This window comes from Rhizobium sp. FG113 (genome assembly GCF_057809895.1).
The window spans coordinates 1,494,798-1,511,033 of the sequence record NZ_JBMDKV010000001.1; the positions used below are offsets into that span (position 1 = coordinate 1,494,798).

General features: G+C 58.3%; 20 protein-coding genes and 1 pseudogene. 17 read left to right on the forward strand and 4 right to left on the reverse strand.

Annotated features, from left to right (window positions below; genetic code table 11):
• Window positions 1–11: 11 nt before the first annotated feature.
• On the forward strand, window positions 12–572 hold the full coding sequence (locus ACODTZ_RS06735; protein WP_489024662.1) for a GNAT family N-acetyltransferase: 561 nt from the start codon (window positions 12–14) through the stop codon (window positions 570–572).
• A 208-nt stretch (window positions 573–780) separates the two neighbouring features.
• Here the strand turns inward: ACODTZ_RS06735 and ACODTZ_RS06740 are convergent.
• Window positions 781–912: pseudogene (locus tag ACODTZ_RS06740) on the reverse strand (SDR family oxidoreductase); the annotation flags it as partial.
• Between the two features lie 100 nt (window positions 913–1,012).
• On the opposite strand from ACODTZ_RS06740, the gene ACODTZ_RS06745 reads away from it, so the two are divergent.
• From ACODTZ_RS06745 to ACODTZ_RS06765, 5 genes are all read left to right on the forward strand, one after another.
• A complete protein-coding gene (locus ACODTZ_RS06745; protein ID WP_489024664.1) occupies window positions 1,013–1,564 on the forward strand; it encodes a DUF924 family protein in 552 nt (183 codons plus the stop codon).
• A gap of 28 nt (window positions 1,565–1,592) precedes the next feature.
• The gene (locus ACODTZ_RS06750) at window positions 1,593–2,162 is read left to right on the forward strand and encodes a pyridoxamine 5'-phosphate oxidase family protein (RefSeq protein ID WP_489024666.1); all 570 of its coding nucleotides are present in this window, start codon (window positions 1,593–1,595) and stop codon (window positions 2,160–2,162) included.
• A gap of 197 nt (window positions 2,163–2,359) precedes the next feature.
• Window positions 2,360–2,596 carry a hypothetical protein gene (locus ACODTZ_RS06755; RefSeq protein ID WP_489024668.1) on the forward strand — a complete coding sequence of 79 codons (237 nt, stop codon included), beginning with the start codon at window positions 2,360–2,362 and terminating at the stop codon, window positions 2,594–2,596.
• A 34-nt stretch (window positions 2,597–2,630) separates the two neighbouring features.
• A complete protein-coding gene (locus ACODTZ_RS06760; RefSeq protein ID WP_489024670.1) occupies window positions 2,631–2,861 on the forward strand; it encodes a hypothetical protein in 231 nt (76 codons plus the stop codon).
• Between the two features lie 230 nt (window positions 2,862–3,091).
• A complete protein-coding gene (locus tag ACODTZ_RS06765) occupies window positions 3,092–3,466 on the forward strand; it encodes a VOC family protein (RefSeq protein ID WP_047511541.1) in 375 nt (124 codons plus the stop codon).
• A gap of 67 nt (window positions 3,467–3,533) precedes the next feature.
• Here the strand turns inward: ACODTZ_RS06765 and ACODTZ_RS06770 are convergent, their stop codons facing one another.
• Window positions 3,534–4,283: a sulfite exporter TauE/SafE family protein gene (locus tag ACODTZ_RS06770; RefSeq protein ID WP_489024672.1), complete on the reverse strand. Its 750-nt coding sequence runs from the start codon at window positions 4,281–4,283 to the stop codon at window positions 3,534–3,536.
• Between the two features lie 98 nt (window positions 4,284–4,381).
• Here ACODTZ_RS06770 and ACODTZ_RS06775 point away from each other — a divergent pair, with 98 nt between their 5' ends.
• From ACODTZ_RS06775 to ACODTZ_RS06795, 5 genes are all read left to right on the forward strand, one after another.
• A complete protein-coding gene (locus tag ACODTZ_RS06775; protein ID WP_489024673.1) occupies window positions 4,382–5,263 on the forward strand; it encodes a LysR family transcriptional regulator in 882 nt (293 codons plus the stop codon).
• 159 nt (window positions 5,264–5,422) lie between these two features.
• The gene (locus tag ACODTZ_RS06780; RefSeq protein WP_489024675.1) at window positions 5,423–6,304 is read left to right on the forward strand and encodes an aldo/keto reductase; all 882 of its coding nucleotides are present in this window, start codon (window positions 5,423–5,425) and stop codon (window positions 6,302–6,304) included.
• 27 nt (window positions 6,305–6,331) lie between these two features.
• Window positions 6,332–6,673 (forward strand): hypothetical protein, encoded by a 342-nt coding sequence (locus ACODTZ_RS06785; RefSeq protein WP_489024676.1) that lies wholly within the window; start codon window positions 6,332–6,334, stop codon window positions 6,671–6,673.
• A 102-nt stretch (window positions 6,674–6,775) separates the two neighbouring features.
• Window positions 6,776–6,997, forward strand: coding sequence for a hypothetical protein (locus ACODTZ_RS06790; RefSeq protein ID WP_111563739.1), 222 nt, complete (start codon window positions 6,776–6,778; stop codon window positions 6,995–6,997).
• Between the two features lie 170 nt (window positions 6,998–7,167).
• Entirely contained in the window at window positions 7,168–9,069 is a 1,902-nt protein-coding gene (locus ACODTZ_RS06795; RefSeq protein WP_489024677.1) for a potassium transporter Kup, read from the forward strand.
• Window positions 9,070–9,284: 215 nt separating this feature from the next.
• Here ACODTZ_RS06795 and proP read toward each other — a convergent pair whose 3' ends face one another.
• Together proP and ACODTZ_RS06805 are read right to left on the reverse strand one after the other, a co-directional pair.
• Window positions 9,285–10,802, reverse strand: a complete 1,518-nt coding sequence (gene proP, locus ACODTZ_RS06800) for a glycine betaine/L-proline transporter ProP (RefSeq protein ID WP_489024678.1) — start codon at window positions 10,800–10,802, stop codon at window positions 9,285–9,287.
• Window positions 10,803–10,962: 160 nt separating this feature from the next.
• Entirely contained in the window at window positions 10,963–12,069 is a 1,107-nt protein-coding gene (locus ACODTZ_RS06805) for a Fic family protein (RefSeq protein ID WP_489024679.1), read from the reverse strand.
• Between the two features lie 436 nt (window positions 12,070–12,505).
• Between ACODTZ_RS06805 and ACODTZ_RS06810 the strand changes: the two genes are divergently transcribed.
• The 6 genes from ACODTZ_RS06810 (at window position 12,506) to ACODTZ_RS06835 (ending at window position 16,212) form a co-directional block, all read left to right on the forward strand.
• Complete coding sequence (locus ACODTZ_RS06810; protein WP_489024680.1) at window positions 12,506–13,087, forward strand: MarR family winged helix-turn-helix transcriptional regulator; 582 nt, start codon at window positions 12,506–12,508, stop codon at window positions 13,085–13,087.
• Between the two features lie 41 nt (window positions 13,088–13,128).
• Window positions 13,129–13,848: a hypothetical protein gene (locus tag ACODTZ_RS06815; protein WP_489024682.1), complete on the forward strand. Its 720-nt coding sequence runs from the start codon at window positions 13,129–13,131 to the stop codon at window positions 13,846–13,848.
• 82 nt (window positions 13,849–13,930) lie between these two features.
• Window positions 13,931–14,536 (forward strand): thioredoxin domain-containing protein, encoded by a 606-nt coding sequence (locus ACODTZ_RS06820; RefSeq protein WP_489024684.1) that lies wholly within the window; start codon window positions 13,931–13,933, stop codon window positions 14,534–14,536.
• The gene (locus ACODTZ_RS06825) at window positions 14,533–15,246 is read left to right on the forward strand and encodes a glutamine amidotransferase (RefSeq protein ID WP_489024685.1); all 714 of its coding nucleotides are present in this window, start codon (window positions 14,533–14,535) and stop codon (window positions 15,244–15,246) included. Before ACODTZ_RS06820 ends, ACODTZ_RS06825 begins: the two co-directional genes overlap by 4 nt.
• A 14-nt stretch (window positions 15,247–15,260) precedes the next feature.
• On the forward strand, window positions 15,261–15,953 hold the full coding sequence (locus tag ACODTZ_RS06830; protein WP_489024822.1) for an MOSC domain-containing protein: 693 nt from the start codon (window positions 15,261–15,263) through the stop codon (window positions 15,951–15,953).
• Window positions 15,954–15,999: 46 nt separating this feature from the next.
• Window positions 16,000–16,212, forward strand: a complete 213-nt coding sequence (locus tag ACODTZ_RS06835) for a hypothetical protein (RefSeq protein WP_489024686.1) — start codon at window positions 16,000–16,002, stop codon at window positions 16,210–16,212.
• The last annotated feature ends 24 nt before the right edge of the window (window positions 16,213–16,236 follow it).

A 16,236-nucleotide genomic window follows, 5' to 3' on the forward strand; every position in this document is an offset into this window, starting at 1 on the left:
CAGGATCGATAATGGAACAGGACAACGGATTGACCATTCGCCCTTCACGGGACGCGGATGTGGAATCTATGCTGGCGATTTATCGCCGGCATATTCGCCGAGGGGTCGAAGAGGGCGTGGACGACAGCGATACGCCGGAGCCGGATGACTTGCGCGAGCGGCGCAAGAACCTGAAGAGCAGGCGCTTTCCGCATATTGTCGCGACCATCAACGGGACGGTGGTCGGTTATGCATATGTCGTGCTGTTCCGCAAACGCCCAGCCTATCGCTATACCGTCAAGCACTCGATCTATGTCCATCACGACCATATCGGCAAGGGTGTCGGAAGCCAGCTGCTGCGCGGTCTGATCGACGCCTGTGCTGCGGCAGGATTCCGACAGATCATCGGTTACATCGACGCCGACAACGCGGCGTCGCTTGCCTTGCACGAAAGGTTCAATTTCGTGCGCGTCGGCCTATTGCCAGCCGTCGCATATCGCTACGGCCGCTGGGCCGACAGTGTCATGGTGCAGCGTTCGCTGGGGACGGGTTCAACCACCCCGCCTCCCCCGCCGCCTTTATCCACTCGCTGAAAGCTTGCGAGCGGCTTGTTCCAAGGTGGCTGAACCGCCGATCTGCTGGTGTTTGTGTTGATCTCAAGACTGTCGGGGACCGCCGCGTGATCTGGATAAGCCGCACGGCGCCACTTAGCGGCCGGCAGAAAGTTCAACTCGCAGTTCAATCGCTTTAGGGCGGACAGCCGCCGCGACGTCCGGCTGTCGCGGCAGCCACATCCACTCGCTACAAGAGGCGGATTGACATGCCTCCATCGACGATCATCGGGCTGCCGGTCATGAATTGGGATCGGTCCGATAAAAGGAAAAGCGCGGCTTGCGCGATCTCCAGGGCGGACGCCATTCTTTTCATTGGATGGGTCGGCCTCTTGTTGAAGTGGCGAAGAAGCGCTAGGGGCGCTTAGGTTTTGGGGAGCCTCGCATCATGGCGACAACGAGCTGCGGCGCAAGGAGGATACGTGAGTTCGATCTGTACACCTGAGGAAGTCCATCACTTCTGGTTCGAGAAGTGCGGCCGCGACGACTGGTTCCGTGGCGCCACTGAGCTCGACGCTGAAATCACGAATCAGTTCCGCGACACCCATCTTGCGCTCGCAGCTGGTCCGAGCCCCGAATGGCGGGAAACCGCTGCAAACCACCTCGCGCTGATTGTCGTGCTCGATCAGTTTGCTCGCAACATCTACCGCGGGACAGCGCTCGCATTCGCGACAGACGGGCTCGCCTTGGCCGAAGCCGAACTGGCGCTCAGGTCGGGGCATGACAAGCTTGTCCCGCCGGAGCTCCGGGTTTTCTTCTACATGCCGTTCGAACATGCGGAGGATATCGCCCATCAAGATCGCTCTGTTGCGCTGTTCACCGAACTGGGCGATGACGAGTACCTTGACTATGCGATCCGCCACCGAGAGGTGATCAGGTCATACGGCCGCTTCCCGCATCGAAATCGGTCACTTGGCCGACAGTCGACGGTCGCCGAACTTGAATACTTGTCGCGGCCGGGAGCAGGATTCTGAAATCTGGCCATCTCATTGGAAGGCGAACATGAGCCTGCCTGCGCGCGATGAAGCCGCTTGGATCGATCTCGAACTTGCAGGTACGGATCCGAACTCCGGCTTCCGCTATGTGAACCTGTGCACGGTCGATCCTGACGGACATCCGCAGGCTCGCCTGGTCGTCCTGCGGTCTGCGAATGGGCAAAAGCGCACAATCGAGATTCACACGGATACTCGATCTCAGAAATGGCGCGAGATCGGCGCCAATCCATCGGTGACGGTGTTGGCATTTGACCCAGCGCGGGGCCAGCAACTTCGGTTGCGAGGCACAGCGGAGCGCCATGGACCAGGGAGTCCGGTAGCAGCACATGCGTGGGATCGTCTGTCGCCATGGACGCGGTCGACCTACGCTGGCGGCCCACCGGGCGACCCGCCTACAGGTGAGAGGTCTTACGCAGCGAATGCTGGCGATGAAAGCGGAAAGGTTGTCTTTGGCGTCATCGTTTTCCGCGCTTCCGAACTCGATTGGTTCCAGCTAGAGCGTGGAGCCAACCGGCGAGCGCTGTTCTCCTACGGATCGCGTGGAGAAGTCCGGGATGCCCGAGAGATCAATCCCTAATTTTACTGGAGCGCCGCCCGGGACCGTCCGCCCTACCAATCGCTGCATCGCGGCTGAGGTGAACACGGGTGACGCGTTTTCCTGCAGTCTTCACGCTGATCATTGGGATCTCGGCGGACTGTGACAAAGCGCCGAACTTGATCTTGCTGGACCCGGGCTGTAGAGAAGCCGCTCGAATAACGCATGGACTACAGACTTTGACTATACGCTACCTATGGACCCTCGACCGCACTGGTCAGCAGTCCCGCAATGGCCTCGCGACTAAGAACGAGCTCCTCGATATTCTCGGTAAAGAAGCCCTGCCCTGTGTGATGCCCGCCGATTGGCTCCTGGCGACGATGCAGATCGATATGGAAGGCAGCGGCCTTTCGATCCACGAGTCCAAGCACAATCCCCAGGACACGTGGAAGCTCGAACTGAAACTGGCGGCGTAAAGCCGAGGGCTACACGGAAAGCCGGAGCATGACAATGAGTGAACTGACCGTAGAAGATGCAACGAAGCGGATCTATGAATCGCTTCAGGCGGACAATGTTGATATCGATGAGCGCATCGCAGAGCTCAAGGCGGCGCTGGCACGTGCGAGCCAAAAAGAGGCCGTGTTCGATCCCACCAAGCTCGTGCAGGGTAATCGGGAAGGCCGGAAACGGATGAAGGCTTATTTTCGCCAGCGTGGGGTCGCTGTTAGCTTCTCGGATTGATCCACGCTCCTAGCGAATAGGAATGCGCCAATCTGACGGCTTTTGCTGCCAGCTTTTCGCCATTGCATCGACCGGCTGCTGGTTTGATGAAAATGAAACGCGTGACCGATGCTACTGGTGCCTGGCGCTATCTGACCTGACTTTGTCCGGATTTGGTTGGCACGATGGAATACCCCCTTACGCGGGTTAGACCTGTAGCGCGTGTTCAGACCATTCCAGGAGATGATGCAATGTTCACCCACGTCATGATTGGCAGCAACGACCTGGAGCGAGCTAGACGCTTTTACGACGCCACCTTCGCTGCGTTGGGAGGCAAACCCGGCGAGATGGATGCACGAGGCAGGCTAATCTACGCCCATGAGGGCGGTCGGCTGATGATCACGAAACCGATCGATGGCAATCCGGCAACTGCCGCCAACGGCGGGACTATCGGTATCGCCGCCACGAGCCCAGATCATGTTTTGGGTTGGCATTCCGCGGGCACGGCGAACGGTGGCACAGCAATCGAGAGTCCGCCTTCCGAGCGTCCGAACGGGGCGTTCGTCGCATATCTGCGCGATCCTGATGGAAATAAACTGACCGCGCGGTCTCAGCCGACGAAGTGAAATGGCATCATCGGGATGGGCGAACACTTTGCGCCCACCACCAATACCGGTCATTCCAGAGTTCGGACTACCAGACGCCCCGCAACATCATCTCCGCCCCAAGAAGGGCAAGCGCAGTCAGGAAGCAGCGTTTGAACATAGCCGGCGTGACGGCCCGCCTGATATGTTGCCCCGCCCACATTCCGATCAAAGCCGGAACGACGGCGAGAGCGGAGAGTGACATCCCCTCGAGATGAAGCGCTCCTTGTATTGCCAGTCCAAATGCAAGGGCAACTGTTGAGACCGTAAAGGAAAGACCAAGTGCCTGGACGAGATCGTCCCTGTCGAAACCGAGCGCCTGCACGTACGGAACAGCCGGGATGACGAACACACCTGTTGCACCCGCGACGAAGCCGGTCGCTGTTCCGAGTATCGGCGAGAGCCAGCGTTCATGTCTTGGGGAAACCCGATAGGGGTTAGCGAACAACGTGTGGACGGCATACACGGTGAGCGACAGGCCCAGCAGGAACGTGCTCAAGCGGGTGTCCGCGCCCGTCAGCATGTAGGCACTGCTGAGTGTTCCGGCCACCACACCCGCCATCATTGTCCAGAGCCTACGCACGATGCCGATGAAGCTTGGTCCCGCGAGCAGCTGCCAGACGTTCGTCACAAAGGACGGAATGATGAGCAACGACGCTGCTGCGAGCGGTGATAGCAGGCTCCCAAGTATTCCCATTGCCACGGTTGGGAGGCCCATGCCGGTCACCCCTTTAACCGCTCCGGCGGCAAAGAACGTTGCGAAGAGGGCGAACAGGGTCGAGGTCGATAGGTCGGTCATAACCTCTCTGATAGGTTATGCAGCGGCATGCACAATGCGGCGTTCCCGTATCAAGCCTTCGCCTAGACCGAAGGCTAAATCGCTTGTAGCATCCCACGATGCGCTTTGACTTCACCGACCTTCGTCTCTTTCTTGCCGTCGCGGATGCCGGAAGCATCACCCACGGCGCAGCCGATGTCGGCCTTTCTCTCGCTGCGGCCAGCGACCGTTTGCGAGAAATGGAGGCGACGGGAAAGGTTCTCCTCTTGGAAAGAGGCCGCCGAGGTGTGGTCCCAACGGAAGCGGGCGAGGCACTTTCCCACCATGCCCGCGAAATACTCAACCAGGCCGCTTTGATGCGTGGGGAGCTGAGCCTCTTTGCAAAGGGCATACGGGCGACCATTCGTGTCGTTGCCAACACGGCGGCTATCGTTGATACCCTTCCAGCACGGCTGTCACCATGGCTTGCGGCGCATTCTCAGGTCGACGTTGAGCTTCGCGAGCGGCAAAGCCATGAGATCGCACGCAGTGTCGCGGCAGGTTTTGCAGACATAGGCGTATTGTCGGACGCGGCCACCAACGAGGAACTCCTTCTAAAGCCCTTCGCCGTTAGTAAGCTCGTTGTCGTCTCGGCCCAGGCACATTGGCTCGCGACCGCAAAGGACGTTCGGTTCGCGCAGATCGGTGAAGAGTATTTCGTCGGCTTGGAGCGCGGCGCACTGCAAGATCATATCGATGCGCAGGCGAACAGGCTTGCGATAAAGCTGCGATACCGGATCAGGCTGCGGACACTCGAAAGCATATGCTCAGCGGCAGGCGCTGGCGTTGGTATTGCCATCGTTCCAGAGACCGTCGCCAGGAGGTGCAAGCGCACATCAGGTCTCTCCGTAACGCCGCTGGCCGATACCTGGGCACGACGGCATCTCTCGGTCTGCATCGCCGCGAGCCGCGATGTGCCGCCGATTGTGACAGACCTGTTCGACCATCTGGCGCGCGCATGAACCACGGCAGGTGACGGCCGAGGACCGACAGACCGTCACGCATAAGGTTCGCCCTTTCCGGGCGCGTGTGTCGAAATGTCATCAAGACCACTTTAACAACCACCTCGCGCCACTACCTTCACGATATCGATCAACAACATGCGACGGCGGAGTTTGGCGATGACCGAGTACAGTGCGGCGAAATCAGGATCGTTCAAGATCGGCGGAGACATGGAGGTGAACCGCTTGGGGTTCGGCGCCATGCGCGTGACCGGCCCCGGCATTTGGGGACCTCCCGCAGATCATGGTGAAGCGATCCGAACGCTAGAGCGTCTCCCCTCGCTTGGGGTCAACTTCATCGACACTGCCGATTCATACGGGCCAGATGTTTCCGAATGGCTGATTAAGGAAGCGCTTTACCCTTATAACGATGGATCAATCGTCGCCACGAAGGGTGGCCTTACCCGGCACGGCCCGGATATCTGGCTGCCTGTCGGGCGTCCCGAGTACCTAATTCAACAGGTACACAAGAGCCTTCGAAATCTGGGCGTTGAAAGGATTGATTTATGGCAACTGCACAGGATCGATTCAAAGGTACCAGCTAAAGAGCAGTTTGACGCCATCAAGTCGCTCATCGACTCTGGCCTTATCCGCCATGCGGGGCTCAGCGAGGTGTCGGTGGCTGATATCGAGGCTGCATCGAAGGTCTTTAAGGTGGCCACGGTGCAGAACAGGTACAACTTGGTGGATCGCACGAGCGAGGACGTCCTCGACTATTGCACGAAGCACGGAATTGGCTTCATCCCGTGGTATCCACTGGCGGCCGGAGAACTGGCGAAGCCCGGATCTCTTCTGGATACGGTTGCAAAGCAACACGGCGTGTCACCAAGTCAGATCGCACTTGCATGGGTCTTGAAGCGTAGCCCGGTCATGCTACCGATTCCGGGCACCTCTAAAGTCAAACATCTGGAGGAGAACGTCCGCGCGGCGGACGTAACGCTGACCGACGATCAATTCAGGGCACTCGACGCCGAGGGAAAAAAAGCGTTCCAAGCGACTTAGGCTGCTTCACGGTAAGAGGAAGGACTGATGGTCGAGAAGATTTCCAAGCTTTCGCCAACAGCGCCATCAAATGCGACGCGGATCGATCAGAGCGTTTCTGTCGCCGAACCCGGCATTGCATGGGTGGCCAACCGGCAGTCCGTGATCGACGCCGCACTCTCTGAGGCGAAGACTGACCGATTGGTCACCGGTGAGGATGATCGAGCATTTGACGGCGAGGAGGAAGCTCGCGGCGGACAAGGCCGGGGGCGTGCTCAAAGTGAAACAGACGAAGGCGCCGAATTACTGTCGGGAGAAAGCAAGAGGATTGGCACAGGAAACCTTGATGATGAACAGGTTGCGTTTGGCGGACATACGGGATTTGTTTGACGTCGAGGAACTTCAGCGTGAGGACCTCAAGAGCGGTATCTCTCCAGGTCGATACGCGGCGCGCAGAGCAACGCGAGGACACGCAACCAACGAAAGCATCAGATGAGTCGATTTAGCGAAACAGAAAACGCCCTCATCGCGAGGCTTCGGGCACTCAAGGCGAAGCGCAAGGTAACGATCAGTTTGCTTGATATCAGCGACCCGCTTCGCGAGAGCGGGTTTACGCACGATGAAATCCTAGCGGTGTTGCGGGCAATCGAGCAGGACAAGGTTATTGCCTTCACAACAGCAAACCGGATTCGGATGCTGAAGGATCTGCCCTGATGTCGTGTGGCAGACCGTTCGAAACAGGATAGCCATACGCGGCCTCTTTTCCTTTTTGGCAAATCTTAAATGCTGTGGTTCATCCGATCGAACCAATCGAACATTCGAGCGTTCAGCGATATCATCACCTACAATGTTGAAAACAAAGTCGCTTCCGTCAGGATTGCTCGGTGACATACCCCCAACTTCGCTCCGAAGACCCAGAACTAGCAACTGAATCGCGCAACGGTCTGCCGTCACTGGTGTTGGCTGCCCTCGGGGTCGTATACGGTGACATCGGGACAAGCCCCCTCTACGCTTTTCGCGAAGCACTTCACGCCACGGCGGGATCGGGATCGCACCGGGAGAACGTGCTCGGCATTCTTTCACTCATCGTGTGGGCACTGACTATCGTCGTCACGGTTAAATACGTGATGTTCGTTCTTCGGGCTGACAATCGGGGCGAAGGGGGAACGCTGTCCCTGATGACGCTTGCCCGGCAGAGCTTCACCGACAAGCCAGCGTGGATTCTCGTCTTGGGCGTCGCGGGAGCTTCTCTCTTCCTTGGCGACGCCATCATTACCCCAGCAATTTCGGTTCTGTCCGCCGTCGAAGGGATCCAGGTGGTCGCGCCCGGCCTGTCGGCATGGATCGTTCCGATCACCGTTACGATCATTGCCGTACTGTTTTTCGTTCAACGTTTCGGGACAGGTGGCGTTGCTTCGGTCTTCGGCCCCGTCATGGCGTTATGGTTTCTGGTCCTAGGAGTAAGCGGCGCCGTCCATATTCTCGATGATCTGGAAATTTTTAGCGCCATCAATCCGCTTCACGGTGTTTTTTATGCATCGAACAATGTCGGTCACGCTATCGCCGTCCTCGGCGCGGTCTTCCTCGCTGTCACCGGCGCTGAGGCACTCTACGTCGACCTCGGCCATTTCGGCAGGCGACCGATCGTGGTGGCGTGGTTCTCGCTCGTCTTTCCATGCCTGCTTCTCAACTACTTCGGACAAGGCGCGTTCGTTCTCGCAAATCCCGGCATGACCGACCACCCATTCTTCGGCATGCATCCCGAATGGGCGCGTGTGCCAATCGTGTGCCTGGCAACCGCAGCAACGGTGATCGCGAGCCAGGCAGTCATTTCGGGGGCATATTCGCTTGTGCGCCAGGCAATGCACCTCAACTTATTGCCACGCCTGCAGATCCTGCACACTTCCGAGACGCACTCCGGGCAGATCTTCATGCCACAGGTGAACGCATTCCTATTCGTGTTCGTTATTGCACTTGTTTTGTATTTCAGAAGCTCAAGCGGACTGTCTGCCGCATACGGCATCGCGGTTACGGGCGAGATGCTGATCACCAGCATCCTGCTGTTCGTCGTCATGAAACACATCTGGAGATGGACGACGCTCACCACCACAGCGATCATCGTGCCCCTCTTCCTGATCGACGCCGGGTTCTTCGTAGCAAACATCGCCAAATTTCCGGAAGGCGGCTGGGTTCCGGTCACGGTTGCATGCACGATGGCCCTCATCATGCAGACATGGATGGCTGGCCGTCGGCTACTGGCGTCTCGGACGCGTGCGGACGAGGTACCGCTGGAAGGGATCATACAGAGGTTGACGAAGAGACCACCAACGACTGTGCCTGGAACCGCCGTTTTCCTGACAAGCGACGTCGAGGGTGCACCAACCGCACTGCTGCACAGCCTCAAGCACTACAAGGTTCTTCACGAGCACAATGTCATTCTGAGCGTCGTGACTGCAACGGAGCCGTTCGTTGCTGACGACGAGAAGATATTCCTTGAAAGCTTCAGCCCACTGTTCAGCCGGCTGGTGATCACGTTCGGATATATGGAAACGCCCAACATCCCGCGCGCGCTTGTGCTTGTTCGCAAGCTTGGTCTGAAGTTCGACATCATGTCGACATCGTTCTTCCTGTCGCGCCGGACGATCCTCCCATCCAAGAAAGGCGGCATGCCTTTCTGGCAGGATCGCCTGTTCATCGTACTCGCCCAGAACGCAGGCAACGCTACCGACTATTTCGGCCTTCCAACAGGACGCGTGGTCGAGCTCGGCTTGCAAACCGTTATCTGATTTTCGGGGTTGATCGTCGCAAAGCGTGCTCCTATTCGCGGAACCTCAAAGACAATCGCTACGTCTCAACTGCGGAGGAAATTGCCGATGACGAAACGCGACGCGTTATCAAGCGAGGGGTCGGAACTCGAATTGGCCCGAAGAGTCTCGTTCGAAGCACACTAGGGGCAGCGCCCTCGGGGACGATCTTCCTGCTTCGCACACCTCGTGGGCGATCAATTCAGTTCGGGGTGTTGGCCCACGAGCTTGTCACGCTTCTGCTGAAGAAGTTGCATCTGCTCGGCCAACTCCGCTATCGCTTCATCGATCTTTTCGACGCTTTCCTCGATGTATAGATAATGCTCCGCAAGAAGCGCCCTTGCCTCTTTGCGGCTGGAAGCGTTCGGCGTATCTCCATAAAGGGGCCGATTGGCCGTCTCCTTCAGGAAAAAGGTCGTCAGAAGACCCGCGGCTGCGGCAATCATGAGGTAATACGCCGGCATATAGATGTTGTCGGTCGCTTCGACCAACCATGCCGCCACAGTGGGTGTGAGGCCGGCGACGATGATCGAGATGTTGAAGGATATGGCGAGCGCGCTGTAGCGAATTCGCGCAGGAAACAACGCGGGCAGAGTTGCGGCCATGATCCCGACAAGGCAATTCAGACCGATCGCAAGGATCAACAGACCAAAGAAGATGCCGATCGTGTTGCCGCTCGCTATCAGATGAAATGCCGGCAACGACAAGGCGAGGATGATCAAGCTTCCAACCGCGAGAAACGGCCGACGGCCGATGCGGTCACTCAGGAACCCGACCAGCGGCTGCACGAACAACATACCAACCATGACCGCGATGATGATCAGAGCGCCATGGTCCTCCGTATATCCGAGGGTTTTCGCCAGATAGGTCGGCATATAGGTCAGGAGCATGTAGTAGGTAACATTGGTGACAAGCACCATGCCGATGCATATTGCCAGGGACCTTGGATGCCTTTGGATGATTTCGGCTATCGGGATCATTGGCCGTTCGGACAACGTCTGCTTGTCTTCCTTCTCGGTTCGCTTCAGACGTTCGGTGAAGGCCGGTGTTTCCTCAGCGGCATGCCGCAGATAAAGGCCGATGAGACCCAATGGGGCAGCGAGAAAGAAAGGCAGCCGCCAACCCCAGGCCAGGAAATTGGCCTCGCTCATCGCCGCGGTCAGGACGACGACCAGTCCGGCGCCGAGAACAAATCCGGCGATCGAGCCGAAATCGAGCCAGCTTCCGAGAAAGCCGCGCCTGCGATCAGGCGAATATTCCGCGACAAATATGGCGGCGCCGGTGTATTCACCGCCAACCGAGAACCCTTGGACGAGCTTACACACAAGCAGCAGGATGGGTGCCCACAGGCCAATCATCGCATAGCTCGGTATCAGGCCAATACAGAACGTGCTGACTGCCATGATGACGATCGTCAGCGACAAAACCTTTTGTCGACCGAACTTGTCACCCATGGAGCCGAAAAACACACCGCCCAACGGCCGCACGAGAAACGGTACGGAGAAGGTTGCGAGTGCGGCAACAGTCTGCACTGCCGGTGAAGCTTCAGGAAAAAATACCTTGCCAACCGTGGCTGCGACGAACCCATAGACGCCGAAATCGAACCATTCCATCGCATTGCCGAGGGCGGCCGCGGTGATCGCCTTCTTCAGCTTGGAATCCTCGATGACAGTGACGTCGTTCAGTGTCAGCGTGTTGGTTTGCGTATCGCTCACGATGCCCCCATGTGCAAATTCACCTCAACCAGGAGGCGCGGGTAAATGCCTGAAACGCCTGAACGTTCCAAGCCGTTATCTAGGGCTTGTTTTTGCCGCTCCAAGCTGGCCGCCAGCGTGGCGAGCGAGTCAGTCAGCGGCCGATACCGCTTATAGGCTGTTAGCCCTGAAGGCGCAGCGTATAACGCGTGTGCCGGCGCTCTCCAGTGCGCGTAAAAGCGCCGATCGCTACGAGTTGCTGAAGGTCGCGTGTAGCTGTTGCGCGCGATACGCCCGTGATCGAAATGTAATTCTCCGCGCTGAGACCGCCTTTGAAACCCGCAATACCCTCCCGGAAAATGCGGGCAACAACCTTCTCTTGTCTCCCACTGAGTTGGCCTCGAAATCGATCGTAGAACTTTGCTTTGCGAATGAAGAAAGCTGTTCGATCGATCGTCGCTTGTTGAGCTTCAAGGATCGTCTGGGAAAAATACGTCACCCAACCGTCGATATCGAGCGACCGCTGGTGACGTTCGAGTTCCAGATAGTAGGCTTTCCGATTTTTTTCGATTGTGAACGCAAGCGAGATGAGGCTTGGTTGTCCCACGTTTTGAGCGAGTGACTTCTCAGCGAGAGCGCGCCCAATCCTGCCGTTGCCATCCTCAAAAGGATGGATGCTCTCGAAGTAGAGATGTCCGATGGCTGCGCGCGTCAATGCTGGCAGTTGGAGCTGCCCATTCGGCCGCGATTGGTTGAACCACGCAATGAAATTCTCCATTTCCTGGGCAACCCGGCTGGATGCAGGCGCCTCGAAGTGGATCGTCGGTTTGTCCAGTCGACCCGACACGATCTGCATAGCATCTTCATGCCGGCGATAGGCACCGATCACGTCTAGATGACGATTACCTGCCATCAGCATCGTGTGCCAGTTGAAAAGCTCCCCGTGGCACAGCGCTCCGCTCCAGTTTCGATAGACATCTGCCATCATCTCCGCAATCCCACGCTCCTGAGGACGCACGGAGCGGCCATCGGTACTCAGTCCGAACTGCCGGCGAAGCGAGGACTGGACGCTTACCCGATCAAGATATTCACCTTCAATTTCGGAGGTCTTGATAGCTTCGTCGCTCAACAGCTCTATGCGTAGCTGACTGCTGTCATCATCATTGAGGTGTCGAACGGCTCCTATTAGCTCGCCGGAAGACTGCAGAAACCTTTGCTCCGATGCGAGCATGGCGAAAGCATCATATTTGAAATTCGGCCAGTCGGCGTCCTGCCAGTTCCACTGCATGAGTTATAGATACCTTTTCTATAGCTCATAAATATCTAGTTTCTTGAGTTATTGCAAACACGGCTATCGCTCATGCCTCGAGTCTCCGACTGGAAGCGAAGGATCGGCTCCATGCCGCCGGTGGCTATCGGCGGCTTTCGGCTGAGCGCCTGAGGACGGGCGACGCGACCTAGTTCAAGAGCTGATCCGGCAGCAACAGTCAGGCGCTCGACGAAATCCTCCAGCGCACGAAAAATCTGATCAAAGACGTCGTTGGCAGAAGGATGACCTTGTCTTTCAAGGGACGAAGTGCCGCGTATCCGTCCCACCTCTGCTGATTGCGATATCACACAAGTTTCCATTTGCCATATAGATAGGATTCCTATATTTATCAAATATGGAAACACCGAAGAATCCGAATTCCGTCAATTTTCGCATCCTCGAAGGCTTGTCGAGAGTGGCTGCAGCTTTGCGAGCCGACGAGTGGGAGAGGGCCAAGGCGCTCGGCCTCAACCCGACCCAGCTTGCGATCCTCGTGCTTCTTGAAGGCAGACCGCATGGGCTTGGCGTAAAGATGATTGCCGCCCATCTCGGCGTCTCGCAGCCGACGGCGACCGATTCCATCAATGCGCTCGAGAAAAAGGGCCATGTCGAAAAGCGGGCGGGACTTGCAGATGGCCGATCCGTCGATGTTCATTTGAGCGTGAAAGGCGCGGCTCTACTGAGCCAAGAGACCGCAGGAGATCTGATCAGCAGCGCAATCGGTGGCCTCGGCGATGCCGCGCAGGAAGAATTGCTGGTGACGCTGATTACGATTATTCGGCAACTGCAGGAGAAGAACGCCATCCCCGTGCAGCGCATGTGCGTCACCTGTCGCTACTTCGACCCATTTGCCCATCCTCAAAGCGATAAGCCGCACCACTGTCATTTCGTGCATGCGCCATTCGGCCAGCGGGAACTCCGCGTCGATTGCCGCGAGCACGAACTAGCCGATCCCACGTCCCGGGCTGCCACCTGGGACGCATTTGAAGCGGGATAACCGAACGCCCTCCAGGCAAACAAGAGAAAGGAACCACCCACATGTTGAGAGCATTCTTGACCGGCACGCTCGTCGTCGCCGTAACGGCGCTGCTATGCCAGTCGACTGCGAGCGCCCACGCAATCAAGGCGAAAGCGAACCAGGCAGTCAACGCCTCGCTCGATATCATCGAAACGAAGATCACGACAAAGGGCGACAAGGTGGTCTTTTCCACCCGCGTTCGCGGCGAGGCCGGCAAGGACAAGCCGGATGCGACCGGCAAGTTCGAAGGTTCGAGCGTTTATGCCTATGTCTGGCCGACCAGCCTCGATAGCAGCGATGTCGGCTTTGAGAAGAAACAGGGCATCGTCGCCCTCGCCGTCACCTTCCATCCCGATTTCGATGATGGCGCAAATGGCACTAAGAACCGTCATGTCTGGCATTCGCATTGGGTCGTCCTTGCCAAGGACAAGGCCTGCGGCGCCGGCCTGAAGGTGGTGGATATCCCGAAGGGCACCAAGCCCAAGGTACCGGCGACCTGGCCGGGCGTACCGCTTCTGATCGACAGCCCGGCTTATCCGACGACCTTCACAGGCGACGAGGTCGATGTCGAGATACCGCTCTCGCTGATCAACGGCATCAAGGGCGCGGCCTTTGACGGTGTGACAGCAGGGCTCAAGGTCAACGGCAACCTGCATGCGCCGCTTCTGTGTGTCAGCGATGTCTTCAAGGTCGCGTCCGGCGACCTCAGCCTGCCGGGCAAGGTCGAACCGGCCAAGTAACGACGTGACAAACGCGCCGGTTCGCCGACTGCCATCGACGAACCGGCATATTCTCCCCTCCAGGCTAATAGAGAGAAAGAACATGGGCAGATTTACCCCCGATGCCCCGAACAAGGCAACAGCAACCGACGGCAGGGCGACACCCAAAGCGCATATCGTGCCGGAGCTTGCCGTCAGCGAATGGTTCAACACGGCAGTGCCGCTGACGCTGGCGGGCCTGCGTGACCGCCCCGTCTTCCTGCATAGCTTCCAGCTGCTTTGCCCCGGTTGCGTGTCCGAAGCCCTGCCGCAGGTCAAGCGCATCGAGAAGCTGTTTGCTCACAGCGAGTTGCAGGTAATCGGCCTCCATACCGTTTTTGAGCATCATGCCGCCATGTCGCCGGTCACGCTGCGGGCCTTCCTCCACGAATACGGCATAACATCGCCGGTCGGCGTTGATATGGCCGATGACACCTCGGACATTCCGGTTACGATGCGCCGTTTCGGCCTGCGTGGTACTCCTTCCTCGGTGCTGATCGGCCGGGGCGGTACGCTTCTCCATCATGCCTTCGGCGTCGAAGAGGACATGATTGTGGGCGCACGAATCGCCATGGCGCTCGCGACCCCCATTCCGGCGCATGAAGCCGGCTGCGCCGATGGTCGATGCGACATTCCCGCCACCTCCAGAGAAACAGACAAGAGACCATGACAAAAACCGTTCTAGCGCTCCGGCACGTGCACTTCGAAGGTCTAGGCCTCTTCGCCGATACTTTGATGGAAGCCGGCTATGACATCCGATACAGCGACGTCGGCGATCTCGATTTTTGCGTCGGCGATCCACGCGCGCCCGATCTTCTCGTCATCCTCGGCGGGCCGATCGGAGTGTATGACGAACACTATCCGTTTTTAGAGGTCGAGCGCGCCTTCATCCGCGCAAGGCTCGAAGGCGGCCTGCCGACGCTCGGGATCTGCCTCGGCGCCCAGTTGATTGCGGCGGCCCTCGGCGAGAAGGTGTTCCCGACAGGCTTGAAGGAAATCGGCTTTTCCAAGCTCATGCTGACCGATGACGGAATGTCGAGCCCGTTGAGGCACCTGGAGGACGTCCACGTTCTTCACTGGCATGGCGACACCTATGGGCTGCCGCTGGGTGCTGCCAACCTGGCATCCTCGGCTCTGGTCGAGCAGCAGGCCTTTTCGATCGGCGAGAACGTGCTCGGCCTGCAGTTTCATCCCGAAGCCGAAACCGATCAACGCTTTGAGCGTTGGCTGGTCGGCCACGCCGCCGAACTCGGTTCGGCCGGCATCGATATAGCAGCGTTGCGGCGCGATGCTGCACTATATGGCCCGCCTCTGGCCATGGCTGCCCGCACGCTGCTTCGAGAGTGGCTCGCCGGCCTCAAGACGGACCTGGCAACATGACGCGGGCAAACGAGATGACCAACCTGCCGATCCTCAGTCTGCGGGTCGGCGCGCTTGCACCGCTCGGTCCGAAAGGTGTTTTGAGCGGCATCGACAAATCGGAGGTTTCAGCACCGCTGCAACTGTCGGAGGCCGGCTTTGTCGGCGACATGCAGGGCGATACCGTCAGGCATGGCGGGCCGGAGAAGGCCGTCCACCACTACCCTTTCGACCACTATGCCTTCTGGACCGGGCAACTCGGCGAACAGCCGATCCTCGCGAAACCAGGCGCATTCGGCGAAAACATCGCAACGTCGGGCCTGACTGAAGACGAAGCCGCCATCGGTGACGTCTTCCGGCTAGGCAGCGCCGTGATCGAGATCAGCCAGGGCCGGCAGCCCTGCTGGAAACTGAACGAACGCTTCGCGCAAAAGGCAATGGCCCGCAAGGTCCAGGAAACCGGGCGCACCGGCTGGTATTACCGCGTACTCGAGCCCGGAACCGTAGCCCCTGGCGACCATCTCTCGCTCTTAGAGCGCCGTTCTCCGGAATGGACGCTCGCGCGTATCTGGAGCACATTTTACGTCAACACCCTCGACCGATCCGAACTTGCCGCCATTGCGGCCTTGAGTCGTTTGGCCTCCGGATGGCGTGCTCATGCTGCTCGGCGACTGGAAAGTGGAAAGGTGGAAGATTGGACGAGACGCTTGGAAGGTATCCGGGGGTAAGGGACAAGAACTCACGAATGACGAGGATACCCCAAATGCCGACCGCATGTATGGCCTACATCCTCAGACCGTGTTCGTTCCGGCGGACTTCGTCGATTCCGCGACCGTGATCGATAGCAATGCCTCGGCGCAATACGGATCCTTCCTCGGCGGCGTCGTCTCTTATAAGCTCGCGCAGCCGAAGACGGATCGCTCGCACTACAGCACCTCCATCAATTACCAGTCCGACGACATGGGCCACTACAGGAGCACCAAATAGAAGTCTCAAGTTGCTGGATTCTTC

What these genes read in the sequence shown, in the direction of transcription:
- ACODTZ_RS06735 (WP_489024662.1), top strand. Translation starts at nt 12, where the DNA reads ATGGAACAGGACAACGGATTGACCATTCGCCCTTCACGGGACGCGGAT.
- ACODTZ_RS06750 (WP_489024666.1), top strand. Translation starts at nt 1,593, where the DNA reads ATGAGCCTGCCTGCGCGCGATGAAGCCGCTTGGATCGATCTCGAACTT.
- ACODTZ_RS06760 (WP_489024670.1), top strand. Translation starts at nt 2,631, where the DNA reads ATGAGTGAACTGACCGTAGAAGATGCAACGAAGCGGATCTATGAATCG.
- ACODTZ_RS06765 (WP_047511541.1), top strand. Translation starts at nt 3,092, where the DNA reads ATGTTCACCCACGTCATGATTGGCAGCAACGACCTGGAGCGAGCTAGA.
- ACODTZ_RS06770 (WP_489024672.1), bottom strand. Translation starts at nt 4,283, where the DNA reads ATGACCGACCTATCGACCTCGACCCTGTTCGCCCTCTTCGCAACGTTC.
- ACODTZ_RS06775 (WP_489024673.1), top strand. Translation starts at nt 4,382, where the DNA reads ATGCGCTTTGACTTCACCGACCTTCGTCTCTTTCTTGCCGTCGCGGAT.
- ACODTZ_RS06780 (WP_489024675.1), top strand. Translation starts at nt 5,423, where the DNA reads ATGACCGAGTACAGTGCGGCGAAATCAGGATCGTTCAAGATCGGCGGA.
- ACODTZ_RS06785 (WP_489024676.1), top strand. Translation starts at nt 6,332, where the DNA reads ATGGTCGAGAAGATTTCCAAGCTTTCGCCAACAGCGCCATCAAATGCG.
- ACODTZ_RS06790 (WP_111563739.1), top strand. Translation starts at nt 6,776, where the DNA reads ATGAGTCGATTTAGCGAAACAGAAAACGCCCTCATCGCGAGGCTTCGG.
- ACODTZ_RS06805 (WP_489024679.1), bottom strand. Translation starts at nt 12,069, where the DNA reads ATGCAGTGGAACTGGCAGGACGCCGACTGGCCGAATTTCAAATATGAT.
- ACODTZ_RS06815 (WP_489024682.1), top strand. Translation starts at nt 13,129, where the DNA reads ATGTTGAGAGCATTCTTGACCGGCACGCTCGTCGTCGCCGTAACGGCG.
- ACODTZ_RS06820 (WP_489024684.1), top strand. Translation starts at nt 13,931, where the DNA reads ATGGGCAGATTTACCCCCGATGCCCCGAACAAGGCAACAGCAACCGAC.
- ACODTZ_RS06825 (WP_489024685.1), top strand. Translation starts at nt 14,533, where the DNA reads ATGACAAAAACCGTTCTAGCGCTCCGGCACGTGCACTTCGAAGGTCTA.
- ACODTZ_RS06830 (WP_489024822.1), top strand. Translation starts at nt 15,261, where the DNA reads ATGACCAACCTGCCGATCCTCAGTCTGCGGGTCGGCGCGCTTGCACCG.
- ACODTZ_RS06835 (WP_489024686.1), top strand. Translation starts at nt 16,000, where the DNA reads ATGTATGGCCTACATCCTCAGACCGTGTTCGTTCCGGCGGACTTCGTC.